This window comes from Salmonella sp. 2020_1395 (genome assembly GCF_043848115.1).
In the GTDB taxonomy this organism is placed as follows: Bacteria; Pseudomonadota; Gammaproteobacteria; order Enterobacterales; family Enterobacteriaceae; genus Salmonella; species Salmonella enterica.
Map to the genome: position 1 here is coordinate 50,195 of NZ_JBCMFH010000008.1, position 22,772 is coordinate 72,966.

A 22,772-nucleotide genomic window follows, 5' to 3' on the forward strand; every position below is an offset into this window, starting at 1 on the left:
CGAGCTACAGCGTTAACGCGTGTTCTTTTTCGCCTTTTTTAAATTTGACCTCGCCTAAATCAATACAGGCGACCGGGCAGACATGACCGCACAGCAGACAACCGACGCATTTTTCCGTATTGCAATGCGGCGTGCGGCTGTGTTCATCCCACTCCATCGCCTGATGACCGCCGTCATAGCAGGAGATATAGCAACGTCCGCAGCCGACGCATTTCTCCTGATTAATCCGCGGATAGACGATATAGCTGCGATCCAGATCTTCCGCCGGGATAATATTGCCATTCGCCAGCCCGATCATCTCCTGTAATGAGGCAAATCCCTGATCGGCCAGATAGTGGCTGAGGCCGCTCGCCATATCTTCTACAATGCGGTAACCGTATTGCATAATGCCTGTCGTCACCTGTAGGGTCGCCGCGCCCAGCAGCAGAAATTCGGCAGCGTCTTCCCAGGTTTCAATGCCGCCGATACCGCTAATCGGGAAATCGCGCAGTTCAGGGTGCATTCGCAACTGCTGGATAAAACGCAGCGCAATGGGTTTCACCGCTTTTCCTGAATAACCGGAGATACTGGATTTACCGTTAACCACCGGCATCCCGATTTTGCGATTCAGGTCGATGTTAGTAATGGATTTCACGGTGTTGATGGTGGCGATACCGTCGGCTCCGCCGCGTTTGGCGGCCAGCGCGACTTCGCACATATCGCCAATATTCGGCGTCATTTTCGCCAGCATTGGCAAAGATGAACCGCGTTTTACGGCGCGGCAGTATTTTTCAACCAGCTCCGGGCTTTGCCCTACATCGCTTCCCATGGCGTGCGAGGTCATCTGCGGGCAAGAGAAGTTACACTCAATCATATCCGCGCCGGCTTCTTCAACCAGACGCGCCAGTTCCTGCCACTGCTGTTCATTTTCTCCCATGATGGAAGCAATCAGCACCTTATCCGGATAATCCTGTTTTAGCCGTCGAATGGCGGCCAGATTCTCTTCCAGCGGATGCTCAGCAATTTGCTCCATGTTTTTGAAACCAATAAAACCGGTATCTTCTTTCGTCAGGTGATCAAAACGTGGAGAGACTTCGTTGGCAATAAAAAAACCAATGGTTTTAAAAACGATCCCGCCCCAGCCGGTATCATAGGCTTTGGCGCACATCTCATAACAATTGCCTACCGGAGAAGAAGAAAGGCAAAACGGATTGGGAAACTTAACGCCGCAAAAGGTAACAGACAAATCTTTTGTTAACATGAGCAGGCCTCCTCTAAATAATGATGAATAGCCTGAGCGGCTTCTTTTCCGGTTTTTACCGCATAAACGACGGTCTTATCGCCTTTAACAATATCGCCAGCGGCAAAGATCGCCGGGTCGTCGGTTTGATAATTGTGCGTGTCGATAATATTATGCTGCGCTTTTATCTCCGCAAAGGCATCCAGTCGTGCGTGCTGCCCCACGGCCAAAATAATATTTTCCGCTTCCAGCGTCAGTTCTCCTGAATGGCGTACATGGTGGAAGGTCACTTTATTTCCGTTGACGGCGACAGGCGTAAAACCATCAATAATCGATACGCCTAATGCCTGCGTGCTGGTAAATTCTTTTTCGCTGGCGGGGAGTTCGGCTAATTCTTCCCGCGCCACGCAGGTGACGGAAGGACAGCCGAGAATTTTTAACGTACTGGCGACATCCATCGCTACGTCGCCGCCGCCAATAATTAATGCGCTACGCGGAACGCTAATATCGCCGTCGGCCTGACGGGCGCGCTGTAAAAAATCAACGGCAATCTCTACGTGACTGGCTTGCTCAAATAACGGTAAATCAGATCCACAGGACATCCCGACGGTCATTAGCACGGCGCGATATTCGGCTTTGAGTTGCGCAAGCGATAGCGACCCGCCCACGTCACAATTACATTTAATATTGACGCCCATTTCTACAATACGGGCAATTTCCTGATCGAGTACGCTTTGCGGCAGGCGAAATGCCGGGATGCCGTGACGCAGCCATCCGCCGGGCTGCGGCTGTTTTTCGTAAATGGTGACGTCATAGCCTAAATGCGTGAGCGTCACGCTTGCCTGCAAACCTGCCGGACCCGCGCCAATAATCGCGACTTTCCCGCGTGTTTTACTCCCGGGCTGATAAATCTGCATGGCAGTCTGCTGTTCAAAATCGGTAATAAAACGTTGCAGGCGTGCAATATCAATAGGTTTATCTATTCCGGAACGTGTACATCCGCGCTGGCATAATTTTTCCGTCGGACAGACTCTGGCGCAGACAGCGCCAAGCGCGTTATTTTCCCGGATAGTTTCCGCTGCGCCTTTAAAATTGCGAAAGTAAATAGAACGAATAAATTTCCCCGGATCGGTTTGCGCCGGGCAAGCCTGACTACAGGGCGCATCGTGACATAATAAACAACGTGAAGCCTCTTTTATTGCCAGTAATGGCGTAAAACCAGGCGTGAGTTCATCCAGATAATTTTGTTGCGGCATATAATCTTCCTTAATGCTTGAATAAATTAAGGCGAAACGCAAATAACGCGTTTTAATGATCTAAAATCTACCGCCAGCCTAAGCATTGAAAGAAGGGTATTCTGTGAAAGAATTCACAAAAAAATGAAACCAGAATGCAAAACAGCATTTGTTCCTTATATCATAATAATAACTATTCTCAATTTTAAAGGGATAATAAATAGATTAACGATAAAAAAGAAGATAAATAATCATTCCAGTAAATAAAAAACCGCAACCGGTATAAAGAAAAAGATAAGACCAATATTGTACGGGATCGGCATGGCGATAGACATAAACCGGTTTTCGCGCATTTTTGACAACTTTATCTACCGCGCCGGTTCGCCAGCCTTTCCAGGCCTCACGGAAGCAAAAAAGCGGGAGTAGCAGAAAGGCTAATATGACAAATATCGTCTGTACATCCATGATCATTTCCCTTTTTTCTTTTCCAGTTCAAGCAATTGTTCCGGCGTAACGGCCGGATACCCCTGGGCGTCATTCGGCACCTGATGCTGCGTGGGAATAGGTACCAGCGGGCCTAAAAAACGCGGTTCGCGTTTAAAAATATAGAGATCCGCCAGCGCGCTAAAGCGGGCGCCAAATTCGCGCAGGCGCACTGTCAGCATATTTTTGGGCGAAGGTACCGCGTAACACTGCGCCTGAATGCCCATATGCAACGCAATAAACAAGGCGCGTTCGCAGTGGAAGCGCTGAGTGATGATAATAAAGTCGTTGGTATCAAACACTTTGCGGGTACGCACAATGGAGTCAAGCGTACGGAAGCCAGCGTAATCAAGCACAATGTCCGCAGGATCGACGCCCGCCGCGATAAGGTCTTTGCGCATGGTCATCGGTTCGTTATAGCTTTGCAGGGCATTGTCGCCGCTGAGCAGCAGGTAATTGACTTTACCGCTATTGTAAGCGTTTAACGCGCCCTGGATACGATAACGATAGTACTGATTAATGACACCCTTGCGATAGTATTTGGCTGTCCCTAACACGACGCCAACCTGGCGGTAGGGGAGATCCTGTAGCTCGTCATAGATATAGGGCGCTGTTTTCCAGCTCATCCACCGATCGAGGCCAAGCACCGTCAACAGCAGCAAGCCTACCAGGACCAACAGGCTGTAAAACACGCGCTTTAACATGCAGGAAACTCGATACCAGGATGAAAGTACGATCAGGCTACTGTACCCGAAGACGTAGCGCAAGAAACCGCCGTCTGATTGCGGAGATTTTCAGCATGATTTCCCTTGTATCGGGTCGCGGGAGAGGAGAGTCAGGCCGGATAAGACGCCAGTGCGTCGCTATCCGGCACATTTGCTTAGCCGAGAAGCACGCGGTCAATATTATGGCAACCTAACGCTTTCAGCGTTGCGGCGGTGGCATCCCATTGAATTAATGCCGCATCGCCTTTTTCCGCCAGAATCGCACGCTGAATATCCGCATAGTTATAGCCATTGAGACTCAGCAGGTTTAGCGCGCCTTGCAGCGGGGGAAGCGTAGGGTTAAAGGCGGCGTTTTCCGCATAGCTGCCGGTGAAAATACGGCCATCTTTACATTCCAGCGCCACGCCGCTCGGTGAGTGGCTATAAGGCATATGGCTCTTATTGGCTGCCGTAATCGCCGCTTGCGTTAGCGTATCGCCCGTTAACGTAAAGCCATGATCCTGCTCGTCCATCAGCAGCGTTTTGATCTCCAGATCTTTTGGCCCGAAAGCGTCAGGCAGATAATCGCGTAACGTATGCGGCGCGCGGCCCGGCAGATGAATGCGCAGATCCAGACCGCTGTTCAGCTCGTTCATAAACTGGCGACAGTGGCCGCAAGGCGTGTAGTTAACGGTGACGGCGGCGAGCCCTTTTTCGCCGCGTAGCCAGGCGTGGCTAATCGCGCTTTGTTCAGCATGCACAGTTTGTTGCATGGTGGCGCCCAGGAACTCCATATTCGCGCCGAAATACCAGTTGCCGCTAACGCCGCGCGCAATCGCGCCGACGTTAAAATGGGACAAATCGGTACGGGCGCAGGCCGCCGCCAGAGGTAACAGTGCGAAAGCCAGCGCGTCTTCGTCCAGTCCCGCCGTATTTTTAAGCGTCGAGACCTGCTCTGCGGTCAGCATGGCGGGAAAATGGTGGTCCGCCAGGATAGGGGCCAGCGCTGATTGCAAATTATCCGCAAGCTGGGCAAAAGCAGTTTGAAAACGTGGATGCATGGCGTTGCCTCATAACAATGTAATGGAACCGTAGTTTACGGGCCTGCTATGTCTTAATATGTGATCTAAATCTCATTGCTTATGCAACTTGTGAAACTTCAATGAAAAATGCGCGACGTATCGCAAATTTTAACCCGGTCTTTTGTCCCGTCGTTAGCGCATTACCGCCAGAATGAGCGGAAACAAAAAGGGCGCTACCAGCGAGGTAATAATGCCGCAGATCACCAGCGCCAGGGAGCTAAACGCGCCTTCCTGGTAATCCAGCTCGGCACAGCGCGCAGTACCGAGCGCATGTGAGGCGGTCCCCATTGCCAGCCCGCGTGCGGCTTTAGTACGGATGTGCATCGCGTTTAACAGCGTGTGGCCAAACACCGCGCCCAGAATACCGACAAAAATTACGCATACCGCGCTGATCGCGGGGATGCCGCCGATGCTGCCGCCCACCGCCATCGCGATAGGCGTAGTCACGGATTTAGGCAGTACCGATGCCGCGATTTCAGGCGTTGCGCCCATCAGCAAGGCAACGGATGTTCCGGTAATCATCGCTACCAGACTGCCGACAAAACAGATGCTAATAATGGATTTCCAACGCGCGCGAATCTGGTGCAACTGTTCATAAAGGGGATAGGCCAGTGCCACTACCGCCGGTTGCAGCAGATCGTTAAGTACTTCGCTGCCTTTGAAGTAGTGCTCGTAGGGAATACCGGTCAGCAACAGAAAAGGAATAATGACTACCATTGCCACCAGCAGCGGATTCAGCAACGGCATTTTAAAATGCGCCGCCAGTCGGCGGGCGGCGAAAAATACCGCCAGCGTCAGCGGTAACGACCACCAGATATATGTCATCATTTTTTCGTTCCCTTCTGCCCAACCACTTTACGCTCACCGTGTATCAGATGTGAACTCCAGCTTACGACCACAAAAACGACCAGCGTACTGATAGCGCAAGAGACCACCACCGGGCCGAATTGCGCGCGCAGTAAATCAAAATATTGCATGACCCCAACGCCAATCGGCACAAACAGCAACGCCATATAACGAATCAGCACATAGCAGCCGGGGTTAACCCACTTTGCCGGCAGAATTTGCAGCGCCAGCAACACAAACAGAATTAACATCCCGATAATGCTGCCGGGAATAGTGATAGGAAGCAGTGATGCAAGAAAAATGCCTGCGTACAAACAGGCATAAATCAATACAAAAGCGCGTATATATTGCCAGATAATATTCAGTGACTTACTCATGTTTAAAGCCCTTGATGAGATGGATTCATCATACAATTAAACGTTAAAACGTGCTACCGATCACATCATGAATTCTTAGCATAGTGGGTATAGACAGCAGGAACATCGGGCAATGCCCCTGGTCGGCGGCGTTAAACCTGGGCTAAAAAATACAAAAAGCGACTCAGGGCCAAAGACGGCGTCTCATTCTTACGCCAGAACATCCCTACGCTGCCTTTTTGCTCAATTTTTGGCAAGTTTAAAATCGCCAGTTGCCCCTGGCTGGCATAGCGTTGCGCCAGCCGTAAAGAAAGAATAGAGATCATATCGCTGCTTTGCAGCAAATTGGTGCTGACGTTCATTGACGCCGATTCAATGGTGTTTTCCGGGAGCATGACGCCATTATCGACGAGGGCATTATCAATACTGATGCGAATAGGAGTGCCGGTTGGCCAGACTATCCATCGCCAGTGCGCCAGATCGCTCCAGGCGATCTGCGCTCGCGCGGCCAGCGGATGGTGCGGACGCGCCACAAAGCAGACCGGCTCGGTATAAAGTACCTGATAATTAAGCGGCAGTTGCAGGGCGCGGCCGCCGACACGCCCTACCACCACATCCACCTGACCGGCAAGCAAATCGTGCAGCAGCGGCGTCATTACCTTTTCTTCAATATTCAGATGCAGCGTCGGCATTTCGTTAAGCAGGCTCAGAATCGCCTGTGATACGCAGTCAGTCGCCACGGGCGAACAGCCGATCTTCAGGCTGCCAACCAGGCCGCCCTGCTTGAAACGGGCGATTTCATACTGTGAACGCTCCAGATCGTTAATTAGGCGCTGGGCGTGCTGGAGCAGTAATTTACCGCCTTCCGAGGGCCGTAGCCCTTTACTGTGGCGCTCAAAAAGCGTGATGCCTATCTCATCTTCGAGTTGAGATAACCACTTCGATAGCGCCGGCTGGGAGATATTCATCATCCGGGCGACGTGCGTCAGGTTGCCCTGTTCGCCCAGCGCAACCAGCGTTTGCAGGTGATGTAATTTCAATTTCTGCGCCCAGTTCGCCATTCGCTATAACCTCCAGGTTATGTCTCTGCCTGAAAAGCCATTGTACATTTTATCGCTCACTCTACAAACTCGTAACATAGCAAACATAAAAACAACATCTATCTCCCTGCACTGAGGCATTAGCTATGACTCAACGACGTGATCTACAAGCCCTTATTGATGCCGCGCCCGTCGGCAAAATGCAGTGGCGCGTTATCATCTGCTGTTTTCTGGTGGTTATGCTCGACGGTTTTGACACCGCCGCGATTGGCTTCATCGCCCCGGATATTCGTACTCACTGGCAGCTAAGCGCCAGCGAACTTGCGCCGCTGTTTGGCGCAGGGCTGCTGGGGCTTACAGCCGGCGCGCTGCTATGCGGGCCGCTGGCGGATCGCTTTGGCCGCAAGCGGGTCATTGAGCTTTGCGTGGCGCTATTCGGCGCATTGAGCCTGCTTTCCGCTTTCTCGCCGGATATAGAAACCCTGGTGTTGCTGCGCTTCTTAACCGGTCTGGGACTGGGCGGAGCGATGCCGAATACCATCACCATGACGTCGGAATACCTTCCCGCTCGTCGACGCGGAGCGCTGGTCACGCTGATGTTCTGTGGTTTTACCCTGGGGTCGGCGATGGGCGGGATTGTGAGCGCGCAACTGGTGCCGCTGATTGGCTGGCACGGAATTCTGGCGTTAGGCGGCATCTTGCCTTTGATGCTGTTTTTCGGCTTGCTGTTCGCGCTGCCGGAATCTCCCCGCTGGCAGGTACGTCGCCAACTACCGCAAGCCGTTGTCGCCCGGACGGTCAGCGCCATTACCGGCGAGCGCTATCACGATACGCAATTCTTTCTGCATGAGACGGCAGCCGTCGCCAAAGGCAGTATTCGCCAGCTTTTTGCCGGGCGACAGCTTGTTATTACCCTGATGTTATGGGTGGTGTTCTTTATGAGCCTGCTCATTATCTATCTGCTTTCCAGCTGGATGCCGACGTTACTTAACCATCGCGGTATTGATCTGCAACAGGCGTCGTGGGTGACTGCCGCATTCCAGGTTGGCGGCACGCTTGGCGCGCTGTTACTCGGCGTGTTGATGGACCGGCTTAACCCGTTCCGGGTACTGGCGGTGAGCTATGCGCTGGGCGCAGTTTGCATTGTCATGATAGGCCTGAGCGAAAACGGCCTTTGGCTGATGGCGCTGGCGATTTTTGGTACCGGCATCGGTATTAGCGGTTCCCAGGTTGGGCTGAATGCTCTGACGGCGACGCTGTACCCCACCCAAAGCCGGGCGACGGGCGTGAGCTGGTCGAACGCCATTGGACGCTGCGGGGCGATTGTCGGTTCGCTCTCCGGCGGCATGATGATGGCCCTCAATTTCTCTTTCGATACGTTGTTTTTTGTCATTGCTATTCCGGCGGCTATCAGCGCGGTAATGCTTACCCTGCTGACGGTGGTTGTCCGCCTTTCGATTTCTGTACCTGACGACCTGCCGCGTGCCAGCGTCGTAAACGAATAAGGAGAATCTCCATGTCTGAAATAAATCAGAACGTAAAAGATAGCCGTCAGCAGTATTACCAGCATATTTCCGGGCAGAATCTGACGCCGCTGTGGGAATCGTTACATCACCTGGTACCGCAGACGCCAAACGCCAACTGCGCGCCGGCCTACTGGAATTATCAGGAAATTCGTCCGCTACTGATGGAAAGCGGCAATGTCATTGGCGCGAAAGAGGCGATCCGCCGGGTGCTGGTGCTGGAAAATCCGGCATTGCGCGGTCAGTCGTCGATCACGGCGACCTTATACGCTGGTTTACAGCTGATCCTGCCCGGCGAAGTCGCGCCGAGTCATCGCCATAACCAGTCGGCGCTGCGTTTTATCGTCGAAGGTAAAGGCGCATTTACCGCGGTGGACGGCGAGCGCACGCCAATGCATACCGGCGATTTTATCCTGACGCCGCAGTGGCGCTGGCACGATCATGGTAATCCGGGATCAGAGCCGGTGGTATGGCTGGATGGTCTGGATCTGCCGTTAGTCAATCTCCTGGGCTGTGGTTTTGCGGAAGACTATCCCGAAGATCAGCAGCCGGTGACGCGAAAAGAGGGCGATTATCTGCCGCGCTATGCAGCGAATATGCTGCCGCTGCGCCACCAGCGCGGGAACTCGTCGCCGATTTTCAACTACCGTTACGACCGCAGTCGCGAGGCGCTGCACGATCTGACCCGTATGGGCGATCCGGATGAGTGGGAAGGTTACAAGCTGCGTTACGTTAATCCCGTCACCGGCGGTTATCCGATGCCGTCGATGGGCGCGTTCCTGCAATTGCTGCCAAAAGGCTTTGCCTCGCGTGTGGCGCGGAGCACCGACAGCACTATCTACCACGTCGTTGAAGGGGCTGGGCAGGTCACTATCGGCAACGAAACTTTTCATTTTTCCGCAAAAGACATTTTTGTGGCGCCGACCTGGCATGAGGTGTCGTTTCGCAGCAGCGAAGACACGGTGTTATTCAGCTTTTCGGACAAGCCGGTTCAGGAAGCCCTGGGGCTGTTCCGCGAAGCACGTTATTAATTAGGGAGAGAGAACATGACCAAATATGTATTCCAGCCGCAGGCCCCGGTGACAGTACCCGTGGCGGGCAGTGATGAGCAGTTTCCGGTACGTCGCGTTTACTGCGTGGGTCGCAACTATGCCGCCCATGCCCGTGAAATGGGTTTTGATCCCGATCGCGAACCGCCGTTCTTCTTTTGTAAACCAGCGGACGCTGTCGTCCCGGTAGCGGCAGGGGATACCCTGGAACTGCCGTATCCGGCGCAGACCGATAACTACCATTATGAAATTGAGCTGGTGGTGGCGATTGGTAAAAAGGGGAGCGATATTCCGCTGGAAAAAGCCCATGAATATGTCTGGGGATACGCCACCGGTCTGGACATGACGCGTCGCGATCGTCAGATGGAAATGCGTCAGATGGGACGCCCGTGGGAAATCGGCAAAGCGTTCGATCTCTCCGCGCCCATTGCGCCATTACACAAAGCTGCTGAAACGCATAATGTGGATAACGCCCCTATTTGGCTACAGGTTAACGGCGAAGACCATCAGCGCAGCGATATTCGTCATCTGATTTGGTCGGTGAATGAAACCATCAGCTATTTGTCCGGCTTCTTTGAATTGCAGCCAGGTGATTTGATTTTCACCGGTACGCCAGAGGGGGTGGGCGCCGTGGTGAAAGGGGATGTCATCACCGGGAACGTAGAAGGTCTGACGCCGATTGCTGTGAAAATTGTCTGAGGTGAACGATGAAGCTGTACAGTTTCTTTAATAGTTCGGCGTCTTATCGTGTACGTATTGCGCTGGCGTTAAAGGGGATTGATTACCAGACGGTGGGCGTCAATATTCGTATCGGCCAGCAGAATGCGCTGGCCTACCGACGGATGAATCCGGTAGGCCTGGTGCCGACGCTGGTCACTGATGACGGCGAATCGTTGGGGCAATCGCTGGCCATCGTCGACTGGCTGGACCGACATTTTCCGCAAACGCCGCTGCTGCCGACGAGCGACCCGGCGCGCAGCCAGGCGCTGGAAATTGTCTACGCTATCGCCTGCGATATACACCCAATCAATAACATGCGCGTGTTGCGCTACCTGACCGATGAGCTGAAAGTTAGCGAAGAGGATAAAAAACGCTGGTACGCCCACTGGATACAGCAAGGGTTAAGCGCGGTAGAGCAGCTATTGCGTAAAAGTCAGTCCGGACGATTCTGCGTGGGCGACGCGCCAGGCCTTGCGGACTGCTGCCTGATTCCTCAGTGGGCGAATGCGCTCAGGATGGGCTGCGATTTATCAGGCTATCCGCGCTGTAAAGCCGTTTATGACGCCTGCGTACAGCTACCGGCGTTTATTGCCGCCGCGCCGGAAAATCAACAAGATAAAATCCCGGCCTGAAAAGGAGAATGACCATGACTCACGTGACAAGCGCAATTATTGTAGGTGGCGGAATCGGCGGCGCGGCGACCGCGCTGTCGCTGGCGCGCCAGGGAATAAAAGTCATGCTGTTGGAAAAAGCGCACGAAATTGGCGAGATTGGCGCGGGTATTCAGCTTGGGCCGAACGCTTTTTCGGCGCTGGATAGTCTCGGTGTGGGCGATGTTGCCCGCCAGCGTGCGGTGTTTACCGATCACATTACCATGATGGATGCCGTGAATGCCGAAGAAGTGGTATGCATTGAAACCGGACAGGCGTTCCGCGACCATTTTGGCGGGCCGTATGCGGTAATTCACCGGGTAGATATTCATGCAACGGTATGGGAAGCGGTGCTGACGCACCCTGGCGTGGAGTATCGTACCTCGACCCATATTGTCGATATCCGCCAGACGCCGGATGACGTTACGGTGTTTGATGAGCAGGGAAATAGCTGGACGGCGGATATTCTCGTGGGCTGCGACGGCGTTAAATCGGTCGTGCGGCAAAGTTTACTCGGCGACGCGCCGCGCGTAACGGGGCATGTAGTCTATCGGGCGGTGATTGATTGCGACGATATGCCGGACGATTTACGTATTAACGCACCGGTGCTGTGGGCAGGCCCGCATTGCCACCTGGTCCATTATCCGCTGCGCGGAGGCCAACAGTACAATCTGGTGGTGACATTCCACAGCCGCCAGCAAGAAGAGTGGGGCGTGAAAGACGGCAGTAAAGAAGAGGTGCTCTCTTATTTTGCCGGTATTCATCCCCGCCCGCGTCAGATGCTGGACAAGCCGACCTCCTGGCGCCGCTGGTCGACCGCCGATCGCGAGCCGGTCGCGAAATGGGGAACCGAGCGTATCACTCTGGTGGGCGACGCCGCGCATCCGGTGGCGCAATATATGGCCCAGGGCGCCTGTATGGCGCTGGAAGACGCCGTCACGCTAGGCAAAGCGCTGGAACGCTGCGACGGCGACGCGCAGCAGGCATTTGCGCTGTATGAGTCGGTGCGTATTCCCCGCACGGCGCGTATCGTCTGGTCTACCCGCGAGATGGGGCGTCTCTATCACGCCGCCGGGGTGGAGCGTCAGGTGCGTAATCTGCTGTGGAAAGGGAAATCGCAGGAGGCGTTTTATCGCGGTATCGAATGGCTGTACGGCTGGAAAGAAGATAACTGTCTTGAGCCGCGTTGAGCACTTTATGTGACGTAGCGTGGCGTTTGCGCCGCCACCCGGCAAAAAGTTTTGCTCATCGCAGAGAGGCGTTATGATAGCGCCTCTTTTTTTGCTGTGGATACCGATATGCGTGTTTTACTGGCGCCGATGGAAGGCGTGCTCGACGCGTTAGTGCGCGAGCTGCTGACCGAAGTGAATGATTACGATCTCTGCATCACCGAATTTGTGCGCGTGGTGGATCAGCTGCTGCCGGTAAAAGTGTTTCATCGCATCTGCCCGGAGTTGCATCACGCCAGCCGCACGCCGTCCGGCACGCCGGTGCGTATTCAGCTTCTGGGCCAGTATCCGCAGTGGCTGGCGGAAAACGCCGCGCGGGCGACGGCGTTGGGATCGTATGGCGTGGACCTGAACTGCGGCTGTCCGTCAAAAGTGGTGAACGGCAGCGGCGGCGGCGCGACATTGCTCAAAGATCCCGAACTCATCTATCAGGGCGCGAAAGCGATGCGGGCCGCGGTACCGTCGCATCTGCCGGTGACGGTAAAAGTGCGTCTCGGCTGGGATAGCGGCGATAGAAAATTTGAAATCGCCGATGCGGTGCAGCAGGCCGGCGCCAGTGAACTGGTGGTGCATGGCCGTACTAAAGCGCAGGGCTACCGCGCCGAGCATATCGACTGGCAGGCGATCGGCGAAATACGCCAGCGTCTGACTATTCCGGTTATCGCGAATGGCGAAATCTGGGACTGGCAGAGCGCGCAGGCATGTATGGCGACCAGCGGCTGCGATGCGGTGATGATTGGCCGTGGGGCGTTAAATATTCCTAACCTGAGCCGGGTGGTGAAGTATAACGAACCGCGTATGCCGTGGCCGGAAGTGGTGACGTTATTACAAAAATATACCCGGCTGGAAAAGCAGGGCGATACCGGTTTATACCATGTCGCGCGTATTAAACAGTGGTTGGGATATTTACGTAAGGAATATATTGAGGCGACGGAACTCTTTCAGTCGATTCGGGCGTTAAACCGTTCGTCCGAGATTGCGCGGGCGATTCAGGCTATTAAAATCTAATCTCTACAGCGTCCAGAACGTGTGCCGGGCAGATACTATCGCTGCCCGGCGCAGGAATCAGAAAATCATCTTAAACACGCCCGTTACCACCAACAGCCCAATCAGAAAAATAATTAAGATTGCCCATAGAAGAATTTTCATTGTTTGTCCCTTTATTGGTAAATACAAACAAAGTATAGGAAAGTATTAAGCCATCTGCTGCTTTGTTGGGCGCGGCGACGTTTAACTCATGAAGGCTGCTGGCGGGTATTGCAGCAAAATCGTTCATTTATGAACGGGTTAGTGGGACTTTTCATTGAAGTATTACATCAAAAAATGTATCAGATGAAATTATTTGCTAATCATATAAATTTCAAAATATGTCTTTTGTTGTCTGATGATGTATTGCCACGCGTAACTAAAAAATAGATCGCCGTAAGACGTACTCTCTGCGCACCTTTTTTTATCAGAACACCTCCATGAATCGTAATTCTTTCCTTGCCGCGACAGCGAGCTTACCGCTTTTTATTTTGCTGGCGGGTTGCGCCCCCATGCACGATACCCGCCAGTCGCTGACCCAGCAGACGCCCTCTTCTCATGTTGATTCCAGCCTGCCGGCGGCATTGAAAAACGGTTGGCCGGATAGCCAGTGGTGGAAGGCGTATCACGATGCGCAGCTTGACGCGCTGATTGATAATGCCATACAGCATTCGCCGGATATGCAGGTGGCTGAACAGCGTATTCAACTGGCGGAAGCGCAGGCGAAAGCGGTTGAGGCGCAGGACGGCCCGCAGCTCGACTTTTCTGCCGACATTGAGCGCCAGCGAATGTCCGCGGAAGGGCTGATGGGGCCATTCGCGATTACCGACCCCGCGGCGGGCACGACCGGGCCGTGGTATACCAACGGTACATTCGGCCTGACGGCGGGCTGGGATCTGGATTTATGGGGGAAAAACCGCGCTGAAGTTACCGCGCGGATCGGGGCGGTCAAAGCGCGCGAAGCGGAGCAGGAGCAGACCCGACAATTGCTGGCAAGCGGCGTGGCGCGACTCTACTGGGAGTGGCAGACGCAGGCGGCGCTGAAAAATGTGCTGATGCAAATCGAGCATGAGCAGCAAAATGTGGTGACGGTAAACCGGGATCTGTATCAACACGGCATTACTTCTTCTGTTGAAGGGGTCGAGACCGATATCGACGCCAGCAAAACCCAGCAGCAGCTGAATGACGTTAACGGTAAAATGAAGGTGATTGAAGCGCGGCTCAGCGCGTTAACCAATACGCAATCGGCGGCGCTCAAGCTGCGTCAGGTGAGTCTCCCCGCCGTTGAAAGCCAGTTACCGTCGCAACTGGGCTATTCTTTGCTGGCGCGCCGGGCGGATCTACAGGCCGCGCACTGGTACATTGAATCCTCGTTGAGCAGCATTGACGCCGCGAAGGCCGCGTTTTATCCCGATATCAATCTGATGGCTTTTTTACAGCAGGATGCGTTACATCTTAGCGATCTGTTCCGCCATTCCGCACAGCAATATGGCATTACCGGCGGGCTGACGCTGCCGATTTTCGACAGCGGCAGGCTGAATGCCAACCTCGATATCGCCAAAGCGCAAAGCAACCTTTCTATCGCCAACTACAACAAAGCGGTGGTAGATGCGGTTAATGATGTGGCGCGCGCCGCCAGTCAGGTAGAGACGCTGGCGCAGAAAAATCAGCATCAGCAGCAGATTGAGCATGACGCGCAGCGTGTGGTCGGTCTGGCGCAAGCGCGCTTTAATGCCGGTATTATTGCGGGTTCCCGCGTGAGCGAGGCCAAAATCCCGGCACTGCGCGAGCAGTGTAACGGCTTGCTGTTGCAGGGCCAGTGGCTGGATGCCTCTATTCAGCTTACCAGCGCGCTGGGCGGCGGTTATCATTCCTGATTTTTCCGGATGATTCAGACAGGGTTCCTATACTTAGGCTGTGTATGATTCATCCGGAGAGGAATATGACCAAAGTCGCAATTGTAACGGCATCAGATTCGGGAATTGGCAAAGCGTGTGCGTTGTTATTAGCACAAAACGGTTTTGATATTGGTATCACCTGGCATTCCGATGAACGCGGCGCGCAGGAGACGGCGAAAAAAGCAGCGCAGTTTGGTGTGCGGGCAGAGACCATTCATCTTGACCTGAGCCAGTTACCCGAGGGCGCGCAGGCCATTGAACATCTTATCCAGCGCCTGGGGCGCGTTGACGTGCTGGTCAATAATGCCGGGGCGATGACCAAATCCGCGTTTATTGATATGCCGTTTACGCAGTGGCGGCAAATTTTTACCGTGGATGTCGATGGCGCGTTTCTCTGCGCGCAGATCGCCGCCCGGCATATGATTAAACAAGGAGAGGGAGGGCGTATTATCAACATCACCTCCGTCCATGAGCATACGCCGCTTCCGCAAGCCAGCGCCTATACCGCGGCGAAACATGCGCTGGGGGGATTGACTAAATCCATGGCGCTGGAACTGATTGAACATCATATTTTGGTCAACGCCGTCGCGCCAGGCGCTATCGCCACGCCGATGAATGATATGGATGACAGCGACATTGAGCCGGGATCGGAACCCTCGATCCCTATTGCCCGACCGGGTTCTACGCATGAAATAGCCAGCCTCGTCGCCTGGCTGTGTTCGGAAGGAGCAAGCTATACCACCGGTCAGTCGCTGATTGTCGACGGCGGATTTATGCTGGCGAATCCGCAATTCAACGCCAAATAAACGCCGGGTGCCGGATGGCGGCGTTATGCCATCCGGATACCATCGGGTTTAACGGGCCTCCGCTTTGCCGCGTCTTTTCAGCCACCAGCGCACGCCCACTACCAGGACGATGGCCAGAATCAGCCAGACCCCGTGCCTGAGATGCTGATCGAGGTCGTGCAGCCATGGCGCGATCACCTCGCCGCCAAGATATCCCAGCGTGGTAAACAGCAGCGCCCAGATCAGCGCGCCTACAATATTCAGCGGCAGAAAAATTTTAGGCGGCAGGCGGCTGGCGCCAATCAGCAGCGGGCCAACCACCCGGAAGCCGTACATAAAACGCGTGCCGATCACAAACAGATACGGATGGCGTTGGATCATTTTCTGTGCGCGACGAATCTTCGTATGATAACGCGGGAAACGACGCAGGATCTTCCCGCCATAGCATCGTCCTAACAGGTAAAGTAGCTGATCGCCCATCATCCCTCCCAGCGCGACGGCCGCCGCCACCAGCGGAAACTTGAGCAATCCCTGATGCGCCGCGACGCCCCCCAACAGGGTAACGGTTTCACCTTCGGCCATACTGCCGATAACCAGCGCCGCATATCCATAATGCGTAATAAGCGTGTTGATATCCATGCGTAAACCACCTCCGGCATTAAGCATACACCCTGGCAAGAGGCGTGCGCGGCAAAGCCGACGTTTTGCCGGAGACTATTTTGCCATTGCTCATAAAATAACCAGAAACTGAATTATACTTGAACATACTGGCATCTGAGGCAGCAGAAGGGGGCAGTATGAACCATGTATGGGGGCTTTTTTCCCATCCCGATCGGGAAATGCAGGTGATCAAAAGCGAAAACGAAACCGTTTCGCATCATTATACGCACCATGTTTTGCTGATGGCGGCGATTCCCGTCGTCTGCGCCTTTATCGGCACGACGCAAATCGGCTGGAATTTTGGCGACGGCAACGTGTTACAACTCTCGCTGTTTACCGCTTTTGCGCTGGCGGTCTTGTTCTACGGCGTGATGCTGGCGGGCGTCGCGGTGATGGGACGCGTCATCTGGTGGATGGCGCGAAACTATCCGCAACGGCCATCGCTTGCGCGCTGTATGGTTTTTGCCGGCTATGTCGCGACGCCGCTGTTTTTAAGTGGTCTGGTGGCGCTCTATCCCCTGGTATGGCTATGCGCTTTGGTCGGCGCTGTCGCGCTTTTTTACACCGGCTATTTGCTGTATTTGGGTATTCCGACTTTCCTTAACATTAATAGAGAGGAGGGATTAAGCTTCTCCAGTTCGACGCTCGCTATCGGCGTACTGGTCCTGGAGGTGCTGCTGGCGATCACCGTGATCCTGTGGGGATATGGCTACCGCCTGTTCTGATGCGAAAAAGGGCTGGCGCAAAAGCCAGCAATGCAGCATTTGCTGACGATTCTTCTGTAGCGGCAACGCTGGCGTGCCGCTATGATGCCACTGCTAGCTTGAGTATAATCTTAGCTCAGGCGGTGTGCGTTACGACGCGCGTGAATCATTATCAGAAATCTCATCATGCTGAAATTCCGAGCTTCATTCCTGAGCCTTGCTCTGATGTTGGCCGTACCTTTTGCCCCGCAGGCCGTGGCGAAAACGGCAGCGACAACCGCGGCGTCTCAACCTGAGATTGCCTCCGGTAGCGCAATGATTGTTGATCTCAACACCAATAAAGTGATCTATTCGAACCACCCGGATCTGGTGCGTCCGATTGCCTCGATAACCAAATTAATGACGGCGATGGTCGTGCTCGACGCGCGATTGCCGCTGGATGAAATACTGAAGGTCGATATCAGCCAGACGCCGGAAATGAAAGGGGTTTACTCCCGCGTGCGCCTGAACAGCGAAATTAGCCGCAAAAATATGTTGCTGCTGGCGTTGATGTCATCCGAAAACCGTGCGGCGGCAAGCCTGGCGCACTATTATCCTGGCGGTTATAACGCATTTATTAAAGCGATGAATGCGAAGGCGAAAGCGCTGGGCATGACGCATACCCGCTTCGTTGAGCCGACGGGGCTGTCGATTCATAACGTCTCGACCGCGCGGGATTTAACAAAATTGCTGATTGCCACGAAGCAATACCCGCTGATTGGCCAGCTAAGCACCACGCGCGAAGACATGGCGACATTCTCGCATCCGGCGTATACGCTGCCGTTTCGCAATACCAACCATTTGGTCTACCGTGATAACTGGAATATCCAGTTAACGAAAACCGGCTTTACCAATGCGGCGGGGCATTGCCTGGTGATGCGTACCGTGATCAATAACAAACCGGTCGCGCTGGTGGTCATGGACGCGTTCGGCAAATATACCCACTTTGCGGACGCCAGCCGCCTGCGTACATGGATTGAAACCGGTAAAGTCATGCCCGTTCCGGCTGCCGCGCTGAGCTATAAAAAGCAAAAAGCCGCGCAAATGGCGGCAGCCAGCGCCAGCGCCGGAGCGCAAACCGCACAGAACGATTAAGTCGCCGCAGGCCCGGCAGGCATCGCGCCGCCGGGCATTCACGGTAAACCACTCGGTGTTAATGCGTTTCGTCGGGCGTATTTTCCTGCCAGAATTTCCGCTTACTCGTTTTGCCGATACCGGGGTTCATACTGTTGGTTGGGTCATTTTGCCGATAAAAACGCGTCAGCGTTTCCGGCGCTTTATACAGATGTCCAACGTTGTGCTCCGCCGGGTATTGTGCCCCGCGCGCCTGCAACAGCTCCAGCATTTGCGCTTTCAGCGCATGGACGTCGACGCCTTTCTTCACGATATAGTCCTGATGAAAAACGTGGCACATAAAGTGGCCGTAATAGAGTTTATGTACCAGTTGGCTGTCGATTTCCGGCGGCAGATGCTCGAACCAGTCGGTATCGTTGCGGCGCAGGGCGATATCCAGCGCCAGGATATCTTCCACTTCATCAGCGTGTACGGCCTGATAACGAATCGCTGCGCCAGCAGCGGCGAAGCGGTGCAGGAAGGCTTTGCTGCCTTCTTCCGGCGTACAGGTGAAGAAACCGCCCTCAGCGGATTTAAAAAATTCATTCAGCCAGCGTTGCGCTTCTGCGACGCCGTCTCCCGCCATTTTTAACAGCAGATGATGCTCATATTTATCGCGCCAGTTTTTCATTCGCGGCGGCAGATGGCTGGGAAACAGGTGGCCGAATTTCTGCATCGCGCGGTCGGTGAAATGCGGACGGAAAAATTTTACTTTTTCCAGCATCGCATCGGTTCGGCCTTTTAGCGTGAAAAAGAATGGCATCTTGTCGGTGCCGAGTTTATCGATCATCAGAAAGGTATCTTTACCGTACTGCTCCGCAATATCGTAGATATCGCGATGCATATATTCTCCCGCCACTGGCAGATTGTCGAAGTTCGCCAGAATATGCCGACGGATTTCAGTCAGTACCGCGGGCTGATTGGTGCCGATATAGAAAACCTGCTGATTTTTTTCCGCTGCAAAGGTATCAAGGCGAACGGCAAAAACCGCCAGTTTTCCGGCGCAGCCGGAAGATTCAAACAAACGGTCCGGGTCGGCGTTATAGCGGGCGGGCGTATCGGCGTTGATATCTCGTACCCGCGTCACGTAGTCGTGATCGTGCGCATGACGACCATCGTGACGCACATCCTCATCTTTAATCCGTTCATCATCCAGCTTGCTCAGGATCTGCTCCGGGGTATGCCCAAGATCGATACCCAGATGATTGACCAGTTGCAGTTTGCCTTGCTCGTCAATACGGGCAAAGAGCGACATCTCGGTATAGGCCGGGCCGCGCTGCACCAGCGAGCCGCCGGAGTTATTACAGATGCCGCCGATGACCGACGCGCCGATACACGACGAACCAATCACCGAGTGCGGTTCACGGCCCAGCGGTTTAAGCGCTTTTTCCAGCGCATAGAGCGTCGTACCGGGCCAGGCCAGAACCTGTTGGCCGTTATCCAGTAAGTGCAGCTTATCCAGGCGCTGGGTGCTGATAATCACAATATCGCGATCGTAGTCGTTGCCGTTCGGCGTGGAGCCTTCCGTCAGACCGGTGTTGGCGGCCTGCATCAGAATAATTTTGTCAGCGTTAACGCAGGCGTTGAGCACACGCCACAGTTCCAGTAATGAACCCGGGAAAACAACGGCCAGCGCGTCGCCCTGACCGGAACGGAAACCCTTGCGATAGCGGGCGGTTTTGGCGGGGTCTGTCAGCAGGTGAGAATGGCCTACCAGGCGGGCCAGCTCATTCAGGAACGTTTTATTATCAGTCATTGTTATGGAAGACATTCTCCACTCCTTGTGGTGGGACAAAATATCAGCGTTAAGCATAGCGCTTTGTATGACAATACGCTTTCTCATTCAAATTGTCTCTGTGTTGGTGGTATTCATTTGCCGCCTTGATACCATTTGCTGGCGGTTGCGTATTCGACTGTGCGGAAAATTAGGAGAATAACCTTCGCTTTCTTCTCCTCTCGCGTTTAGGCTTATGGCAAACTGCGGTTTTTATTCTGTTTTTACCGCCTCGTCGGGATAAAGATAAAGAGAGACTCAACATGAAATGGTTATGTTCAGTAGGTATTGCTGTGAGTCTGGCGATGCAGCCAGCATTGGCGGAAAACCTGTTTGGCAATCACCCGCTGACGCCCGAAGCGCGCGACGCGTTCGTCACCGATTTACTCAAGAAAATGACTGTCGATGAAAAAATTGGTCAGTTACGTCTGATTAGCGTCGGCCCTGATAACCCGAAAGAAGCGATTCGCGAGATGATCAAAGACGGGCAGGTAGGGGCGATTTTCAATACCGTCACCCGCCAGGATATCCGTCAAATGCAGGATCAGGTGATGGCGTTGAGCCGCCTGAAAATTCCTCTCTTTTTTGCCTATGACGTGGTACACGGCCAGCGAACCGTCTTCCCAATAAGCCTCGGTCTGGCTTCTTCTTTTAATCTGGATGCGGTAAGAACCGTAGGACGCGTATCGGCGTATGAAGCGGCGGACGACGGTCTGAATATGACCTGGGCGCCGATGGTGGATGTCTCCCGCGATCCGCGTTGGGGACGCGCCTCCGAAGGCTTTGGCGAAGATACATATTTAACCTCCATCATGGGCGAAACCATGGTGAAAGCGATGCAGGGCAAAAGTCCGGCGGATCGCTATTCGGTGATGACCAGCGTGAAACATTTTGCCGCCTATGGCGCCGTTGAAGGCGGTAAAGAATACAACACCGTGGATATGAGTTCCCAGCGTCTGTTTAATGACTACATGCCGCCGTACAAAGCGGGGCTGGATGCGGGGAGCGGCGCGGTGATGGTGGCGCTGAACTCGCTGAACGGCACGCCTGCGACGTCAGATTCCTGGCTATTGAAAGATGTCCTGCGCGATGAGTGGGGCTTTAAGGGAATTACCGTTTCCGACCACGGCGCTATTAAAGAACTGATTAAACACGGTACCGCGGCCGACCCGGAAGATGCGGTGCGCGTGGCGCTAAAGGCAGGGGTGGATATGAGCATGGCGGATGAGTATTACAGCAAATATCTGCCGGGTCTGATTAAATCGGGCAAAGTGACGATGGCGGAACTGGACGACGCGACGCGCCATGTGCTCAACGTAAAATATGACATGGGATTGTTTAACGACCCCTATAGCCATCTGGGGCCGAAAGAGAGCGACCCGGCGGACACCAATGCCGAAAGCCGCCTGCATCGTAAAGAGGCGCGGGAAGTGGCGCGGGAAAGTGTGGTACTGCTGAAAAACCGGCTGGAAACGCTGCCGCTGAAAAAATCGGGCACCATTGCCGTTGTTGGGCCGCTGGCCGACAGTCAACGTGATGTCATGGGGAGCTGGTCTGCTGCTGGGGTCGCGAATCAGTCGGTGACGGTGCTGGCGGGTATTCAAAATGCCGTCGGCGACGGGGCGAAGATCCTCTATGCCAAAGGGGCGAATATCACTAACGATAAAGATATCGTCGATTTCTTAAACCTGTATGAAGAGGCGGTGAAAATCGATCCGCGTTCACCGCAGGCGATGATTGATGAGGCGGTGCAGGCGGCGAAACAGGCCGATGTAGTGGTCGCAGTGGTAGGCGAGTCGCAGGGGATGGCGCATGAAGCCTCCAGCCGTACCAATATCACCATTCCGCAGAGTCAGCGCGACTTAATCACCGCTCTGAAAGCCACCGGTAAGCCGCTGGTACTGGTATTAATGAACGGCAGACCGCTGGCGCTGGTAAAAGAAGATCAACAGGCCGATGCGATTCTGGAGACCTGGTTTGCCGGGACGGAAGGCGGCAACGCCATTGCCGATGTGCTGTTTGGCGATTACAACCCGTCAGGCAAACTGCCGATCTCCTTCCCGCGTTCGGTGGGACAAATTCCGGTCTATTACAGCCATCTCAATACGGGACGCCCGTATAATCCTGAAAAGCCAAACAAATACACCTCACGTTATTTTGACGAAGCAAATGGCCCGCTCTATCCGTTTGGTTACGGTCTGAGCTACACCACATTTACGGTGTCTGACGTCACGCTCTCCTCACCGACAATGCAACGCGACGGCAAAGTCACGGCCAGCGTAGAGGTCACGAACACCGGTAAACGCGAAGGGGCAACGGTCATCCAGATGTACTTACAGGATGTCACGGCGTCAATGAGCCGCCCGGTGAAGCAATTAAAAGGCTTTGAAAAAATCACCCTCAAGCCCGGCGAAAGTAAAACCGTGAGTTTCCCGATTGATATCGAGGCGTTGAAGTTCTGGAATCAGCAGATGAAATATGACGCGGAACCCGGCAAGTTCAACGTCTTTATCGGCGTGGATTCCGCTCGCGTTAAACAAGGATCGTTCGAGCTACTGTAAGCCTGCCGTCAACAGGGCGCGATAGCAGCGCCCTGTCTGGCAATGACTTTTCCTGTCCCCCCTTTTATTGCCTGCC

General features: G+C 54.0%; 22 protein-coding genes. 11 read left to right on the forward strand and 11 right to left on the reverse strand.

The genetic code is table 11. The features are described from left to right. Positions 1–4: 4 nt before the first annotated feature. From preA to ACH0WD_RS14435, 8 genes are all read right to left on the reverse strand, one after another. The gene (preA, locus tag ACH0WD_RS14400) at positions 5–1,240 is read right to left on the reverse strand and encodes an NAD-dependent dihydropyrimidine dehydrogenase subunit PreA (RefSeq protein ID WP_000956095.1); all 1,236 of its coding nucleotides are present in this window, start codon (positions 1,238–1,240) and stop codon (positions 5–7) included. After that, entirely contained in the window at positions 1,234–2,475 is a 1,242-nt protein-coding gene (locus ACH0WD_RS14405; RefSeq protein WP_001136401.1) for an NAD(P)-dependent oxidoreductase, read from the reverse strand. The genes preA and ACH0WD_RS14405 overlap by 7 nt, the downstream gene beginning before the upstream one ends. 204 nt (positions 2,476–2,679) lie before the next feature. Continuing rightward, entirely contained in the window at positions 2,680–2,925 is a 246-nt protein-coding gene (locus tag ACH0WD_RS14410) for a DUF2542 family protein (protein WP_000605187.1), read from the reverse strand. After that, entirely contained in the window at positions 2,922–3,641 is a 720-nt protein-coding gene (gene sanA, locus ACH0WD_RS14415; protein WP_000920081.1) for an outer membrane permeability protein SanA, read from the reverse strand. The genes ACH0WD_RS14410 and sanA overlap by 4 nt, the downstream gene beginning before the upstream one ends. A gap of 176 nt (positions 3,642–3,817) precedes the next feature. Then, entirely contained in the window at positions 3,818–4,702 is an 885-nt protein-coding gene (gene cdd / locus ACH0WD_RS14420; protein ID WP_000553527.1) for a cytidine deaminase, read from the reverse strand. Positions 4,703–4,855: 153 nt separating this feature from the next. Then, the gene (locus ACH0WD_RS14425; RefSeq protein ID WP_000989296.1) at positions 4,856–5,551 is read right to left on the reverse strand and encodes a CidB/LrgB family autolysis modulator; all 696 of its coding nucleotides are present in this window, start codon (positions 5,549–5,551) and stop codon (positions 4,856–4,858) included. Beyond that, complete coding sequence (locus ACH0WD_RS14430) at positions 5,548–5,946, reverse strand: CidA/LrgA family protein (RefSeq protein WP_000045719.1); 399 nt, start codon at positions 5,944–5,946, stop codon at positions 5,548–5,550. The genes ACH0WD_RS14425 and ACH0WD_RS14430 overlap by 4 nt, the downstream gene beginning before the upstream one ends. 131 nt (positions 5,947–6,077) lie before the next feature. Beyond that, positions 6,078–6,986: a LysR substrate-binding domain-containing protein gene (locus tag ACH0WD_RS14435; protein ID WP_000024658.1), complete on the reverse strand. Its 909-nt coding sequence runs from the start codon at positions 6,984–6,986 to the stop codon at positions 6,078–6,080. Positions 6,987–7,111: 125 nt separating this feature from the next. On the opposite strand from ACH0WD_RS14435, the gene ACH0WD_RS14440 reads away from it, so the two are divergent. From ACH0WD_RS14440 to dusC, 6 genes are all read left to right on the forward strand, one after another. Next, on the forward strand, positions 7,112–8,470 hold the full coding sequence (locus ACH0WD_RS14440) for an aromatic acid/H+ symport family MFS transporter (protein ID WP_000194222.1): 1,359 nt from the start codon (positions 7,112–7,114) through the stop codon (positions 8,468–8,470). Positions 8,471–8,481: 11 nt separating this feature from the next. Beyond that, on the forward strand, positions 8,482–9,519 hold the full coding sequence (gene gtdA / locus ACH0WD_RS14445; RefSeq protein WP_001289857.1) for a gentisate 1,2-dioxygenase: 1,038 nt from the start codon (positions 8,482–8,484) through the stop codon (positions 9,517–9,519). A gap of 15 nt (positions 9,520–9,534) precedes the next feature. Next, a complete protein-coding gene (locus tag ACH0WD_RS14450) occupies positions 9,535–10,236 on the forward strand; it encodes a fumarylacetoacetate hydrolase family protein (protein ID WP_000170621.1) in 702 nt (233 codons plus the stop codon). Positions 10,237–10,244: 8 nt separating this feature from the next. Further along, positions 10,245–10,889: a maleylacetoacetate isomerase gene (gene maiA / locus ACH0WD_RS14455; protein WP_000781183.1), complete on the forward strand. Its 645-nt coding sequence runs from the start codon at positions 10,245–10,247 to the stop codon at positions 10,887–10,889. A gap of 14 nt (positions 10,890–10,903) precedes the next feature. Next, entirely contained in the window at positions 10,904–12,097 is a 1,194-nt protein-coding gene (locus ACH0WD_RS14460; RefSeq protein ID WP_000150103.1) for a 3-hydroxybenzoate 6-monooxygenase, read from the forward strand. Positions 12,098–12,205: 108 nt separating this feature from the next. Then, positions 12,206–13,144 (forward strand): tRNA dihydrouridine(16) synthase DusC, encoded by a 939-nt coding sequence (gene dusC, locus ACH0WD_RS14465; protein WP_001264843.1) that lies wholly within the window; start codon positions 12,206–12,208, stop codon positions 13,142–13,144. Positions 13,145–13,201: 57 nt separating this feature from the next. Here the strand turns inward: dusC and yohP are convergent, their stop codons facing one another. Then, on the reverse strand, positions 13,202–13,285 hold the full coding sequence (gene yohP / locus ACH0WD_RS14470) for a small membrane protein YohP (protein ID WP_000698460.1): 84 nt from the start codon (positions 13,283–13,285) through the stop codon (positions 13,202–13,204). A gap of 317 nt (positions 13,286–13,602) precedes the next feature. Here yohP and mdtQ point away from each other — a divergent pair, with 317 nt between their 5' ends. Beyond that, the gene (gene mdtQ, locus ACH0WD_RS14475; protein WP_172480761.1) at positions 13,603–15,039 is read left to right on the forward strand and encodes a multidrug resistance outer membrane protein MdtQ; all 1,437 of its coding nucleotides are present in this window, start codon (positions 13,603–13,605) and stop codon (positions 15,037–15,039) included. Between the two features lie 65 nt (positions 15,040–15,104). Continuing rightward, positions 15,105–15,866, forward strand: coding sequence for an SDR family oxidoreductase (locus tag ACH0WD_RS14480; RefSeq protein ID WP_000169608.1), 762 nt, complete (start codon positions 15,105–15,107; stop codon positions 15,864–15,866). 48 nt (positions 15,867–15,914) lie between these two features. On the opposite strand, the gene ACH0WD_RS14485 is transcribed toward ACH0WD_RS14480, so the two are convergent. Next, positions 15,915–16,484, reverse strand: coding sequence for a DedA family protein (locus tag ACH0WD_RS14485; protein WP_001523476.1), 570 nt, complete (start codon positions 16,482–16,484; stop codon positions 15,915–15,917). Between the two features lie 158 nt (positions 16,485–16,642). Here ACH0WD_RS14485 and ACH0WD_RS14490 point away from each other — a divergent pair, with 158 nt between their 5' ends. Next, entirely contained in the window at positions 16,643–17,230 is a 588-nt protein-coding gene (locus tag ACH0WD_RS14490; protein ID WP_001017057.1) for a Yip1 family protein, read from the forward strand. Between the two features lie 165 nt (positions 17,231–17,395). Beyond that, positions 17,396–18,343 (forward strand): D-alanyl-D-alanine endopeptidase, encoded by a 948-nt coding sequence (pbpG, locus tag ACH0WD_RS14495; protein ID WP_000911555.1) that lies wholly within the window; start codon positions 17,396–17,398, stop codon positions 18,341–18,343. A 58-nt stretch (positions 18,344–18,401) separates the two neighbouring features. Here pbpG and dld read toward each other — a convergent pair whose 3' ends face one another. Continuing rightward, complete coding sequence (gene dld, locus ACH0WD_RS14500) at positions 18,402–20,132, reverse strand: D-lactate dehydrogenase (protein ID WP_000095234.1); 1,731 nt, start codon at positions 20,130–20,132, stop codon at positions 18,402–18,404. A 266-nt stretch (positions 20,133–20,398) separates the two neighbouring features. On the opposite strand from dld, the gene bglX reads away from it, so the two are divergent. Further along, on the forward strand, positions 20,399–22,696 hold the full coding sequence (gene bglX, locus ACH0WD_RS14505; RefSeq protein ID WP_000871527.1) for a beta-glucosidase BglX: 2,298 nt from the start codon (positions 20,399–20,401) through the stop codon (positions 22,694–22,696). Positions 22,697–22,772 lie beyond the last annotated feature (76 nt).

What these genes read in the sequence shown, in the direction of transcription:
- preA (WP_000956095.1), bottom strand. Translation starts at nt 1,240, where the DNA reads ATGTTAACAAAAGATTTGTCTGTTACCTTTTGCGGCGTTAAGTTTCCC.
- ACH0WD_RS14405 (WP_001136401.1), bottom strand. Translation starts at nt 2,475, where the DNA reads ATGCCGCAACAAAATTATCTGGATGAACTCACGCCTGGTTTTACGCCA.
- ACH0WD_RS14410 (WP_000605187.1), bottom strand. Translation starts at nt 2,925, where the DNA reads ATGATCATGGATGTACAGACGATATTTGTCATATTAGCCTTTCTGCTA.
- sanA (WP_000920081.1), bottom strand. Translation starts at nt 3,641, where the DNA reads ATGTTAAAGCGCGTGTTTTACAGCCTGTTGGTCCTGGTAGGCTTGCTG.
- cdd (WP_000553527.1), bottom strand. Translation starts at nt 4,702, where the DNA reads ATGCATCCACGTTTTCAAACTGCTTTTGCCCAGCTTGCGGATAATTTG.
- ACH0WD_RS14425 (WP_000989296.1), bottom strand. Translation starts at nt 5,551, where the DNA reads ATGATGACATATATCTGGTGGTCGTTACCGCTGACGCTGGCGGTATTT.
- ACH0WD_RS14430 (WP_000045719.1), bottom strand. Translation starts at nt 5,946, where the DNA reads ATGAGTAAGTCACTGAATATTATCTGGCAATATATACGCGCTTTTGTA.
- ACH0WD_RS14435 (WP_000024658.1), bottom strand. Translation starts at nt 6,986, where the DNA reads ATGGCGAACTGGGCGCAGAAATTGAAATTACATCACCTGCAAACGCTG.
- ACH0WD_RS14440 (WP_000194222.1), top strand. Translation starts at nt 7,112, where the DNA reads ATGACTCAACGACGTGATCTACAAGCCCTTATTGATGCCGCGCCCGTC.
- gtdA (WP_001289857.1), top strand. Translation starts at nt 8,482, where the DNA reads ATGTCTGAAATAAATCAGAACGTAAAAGATAGCCGTCAGCAGTATTAC.
- ACH0WD_RS14450 (WP_000170621.1), top strand. Translation starts at nt 9,535, where the DNA reads ATGACCAAATATGTATTCCAGCCGCAGGCCCCGGTGACAGTACCCGTG.
- maiA (WP_000781183.1), top strand. Translation starts at nt 10,245, where the DNA reads ATGAAGCTGTACAGTTTCTTTAATAGTTCGGCGTCTTATCGTGTACGT.
- ACH0WD_RS14460 (WP_000150103.1), top strand. Translation starts at nt 10,904, where the DNA reads ATGACTCACGTGACAAGCGCAATTATTGTAGGTGGCGGAATCGGCGGC.
- dusC (WP_001264843.1), top strand. Translation starts at nt 12,206, where the DNA reads ATGCGTGTTTTACTGGCGCCGATGGAAGGCGTGCTCGACGCGTTAGTG.
- yohP (WP_000698460.1), bottom strand. Translation starts at nt 13,285, where the DNA reads ATGAAAATTCTTCTATGGGCAATCTTAATTATTTTTCTGATTGGGCTG.
- mdtQ (WP_172480761.1), top strand. Translation starts at nt 13,603, where the DNA reads ATGAATCGTAATTCTTTCCTTGCCGCGACAGCGAGCTTACCGCTTTTT.
- ACH0WD_RS14480 (WP_000169608.1), top strand. Translation starts at nt 15,105, where the DNA reads ATGACCAAAGTCGCAATTGTAACGGCATCAGATTCGGGAATTGGCAAA.
- ACH0WD_RS14485 (WP_001523476.1), bottom strand. Translation starts at nt 16,484, where the DNA reads ATGGATATCAACACGCTTATTACGCATTATGGATATGCGGCGCTGGTT.
- ACH0WD_RS14490 (WP_001017057.1), top strand. Translation starts at nt 16,643, where the DNA reads ATGAACCATGTATGGGGGCTTTTTTCCCATCCCGATCGGGAAATGCAG.
- pbpG (WP_000911555.1), top strand. Translation starts at nt 17,396, where the DNA reads ATGCTGAAATTCCGAGCTTCATTCCTGAGCCTTGCTCTGATGTTGGCC.
- dld (WP_000095234.1), bottom strand. Translation starts at nt 20,132, where the DNA reads ATGTCTTCCATAACAATGACTGATAATAAAACGTTCCTGAATGAGCTG.
- bglX (WP_000871527.1), top strand. Translation starts at nt 20,399, where the DNA reads ATGAAATGGTTATGTTCAGTAGGTATTGCTGTGAGTCTGGCGATGCAG.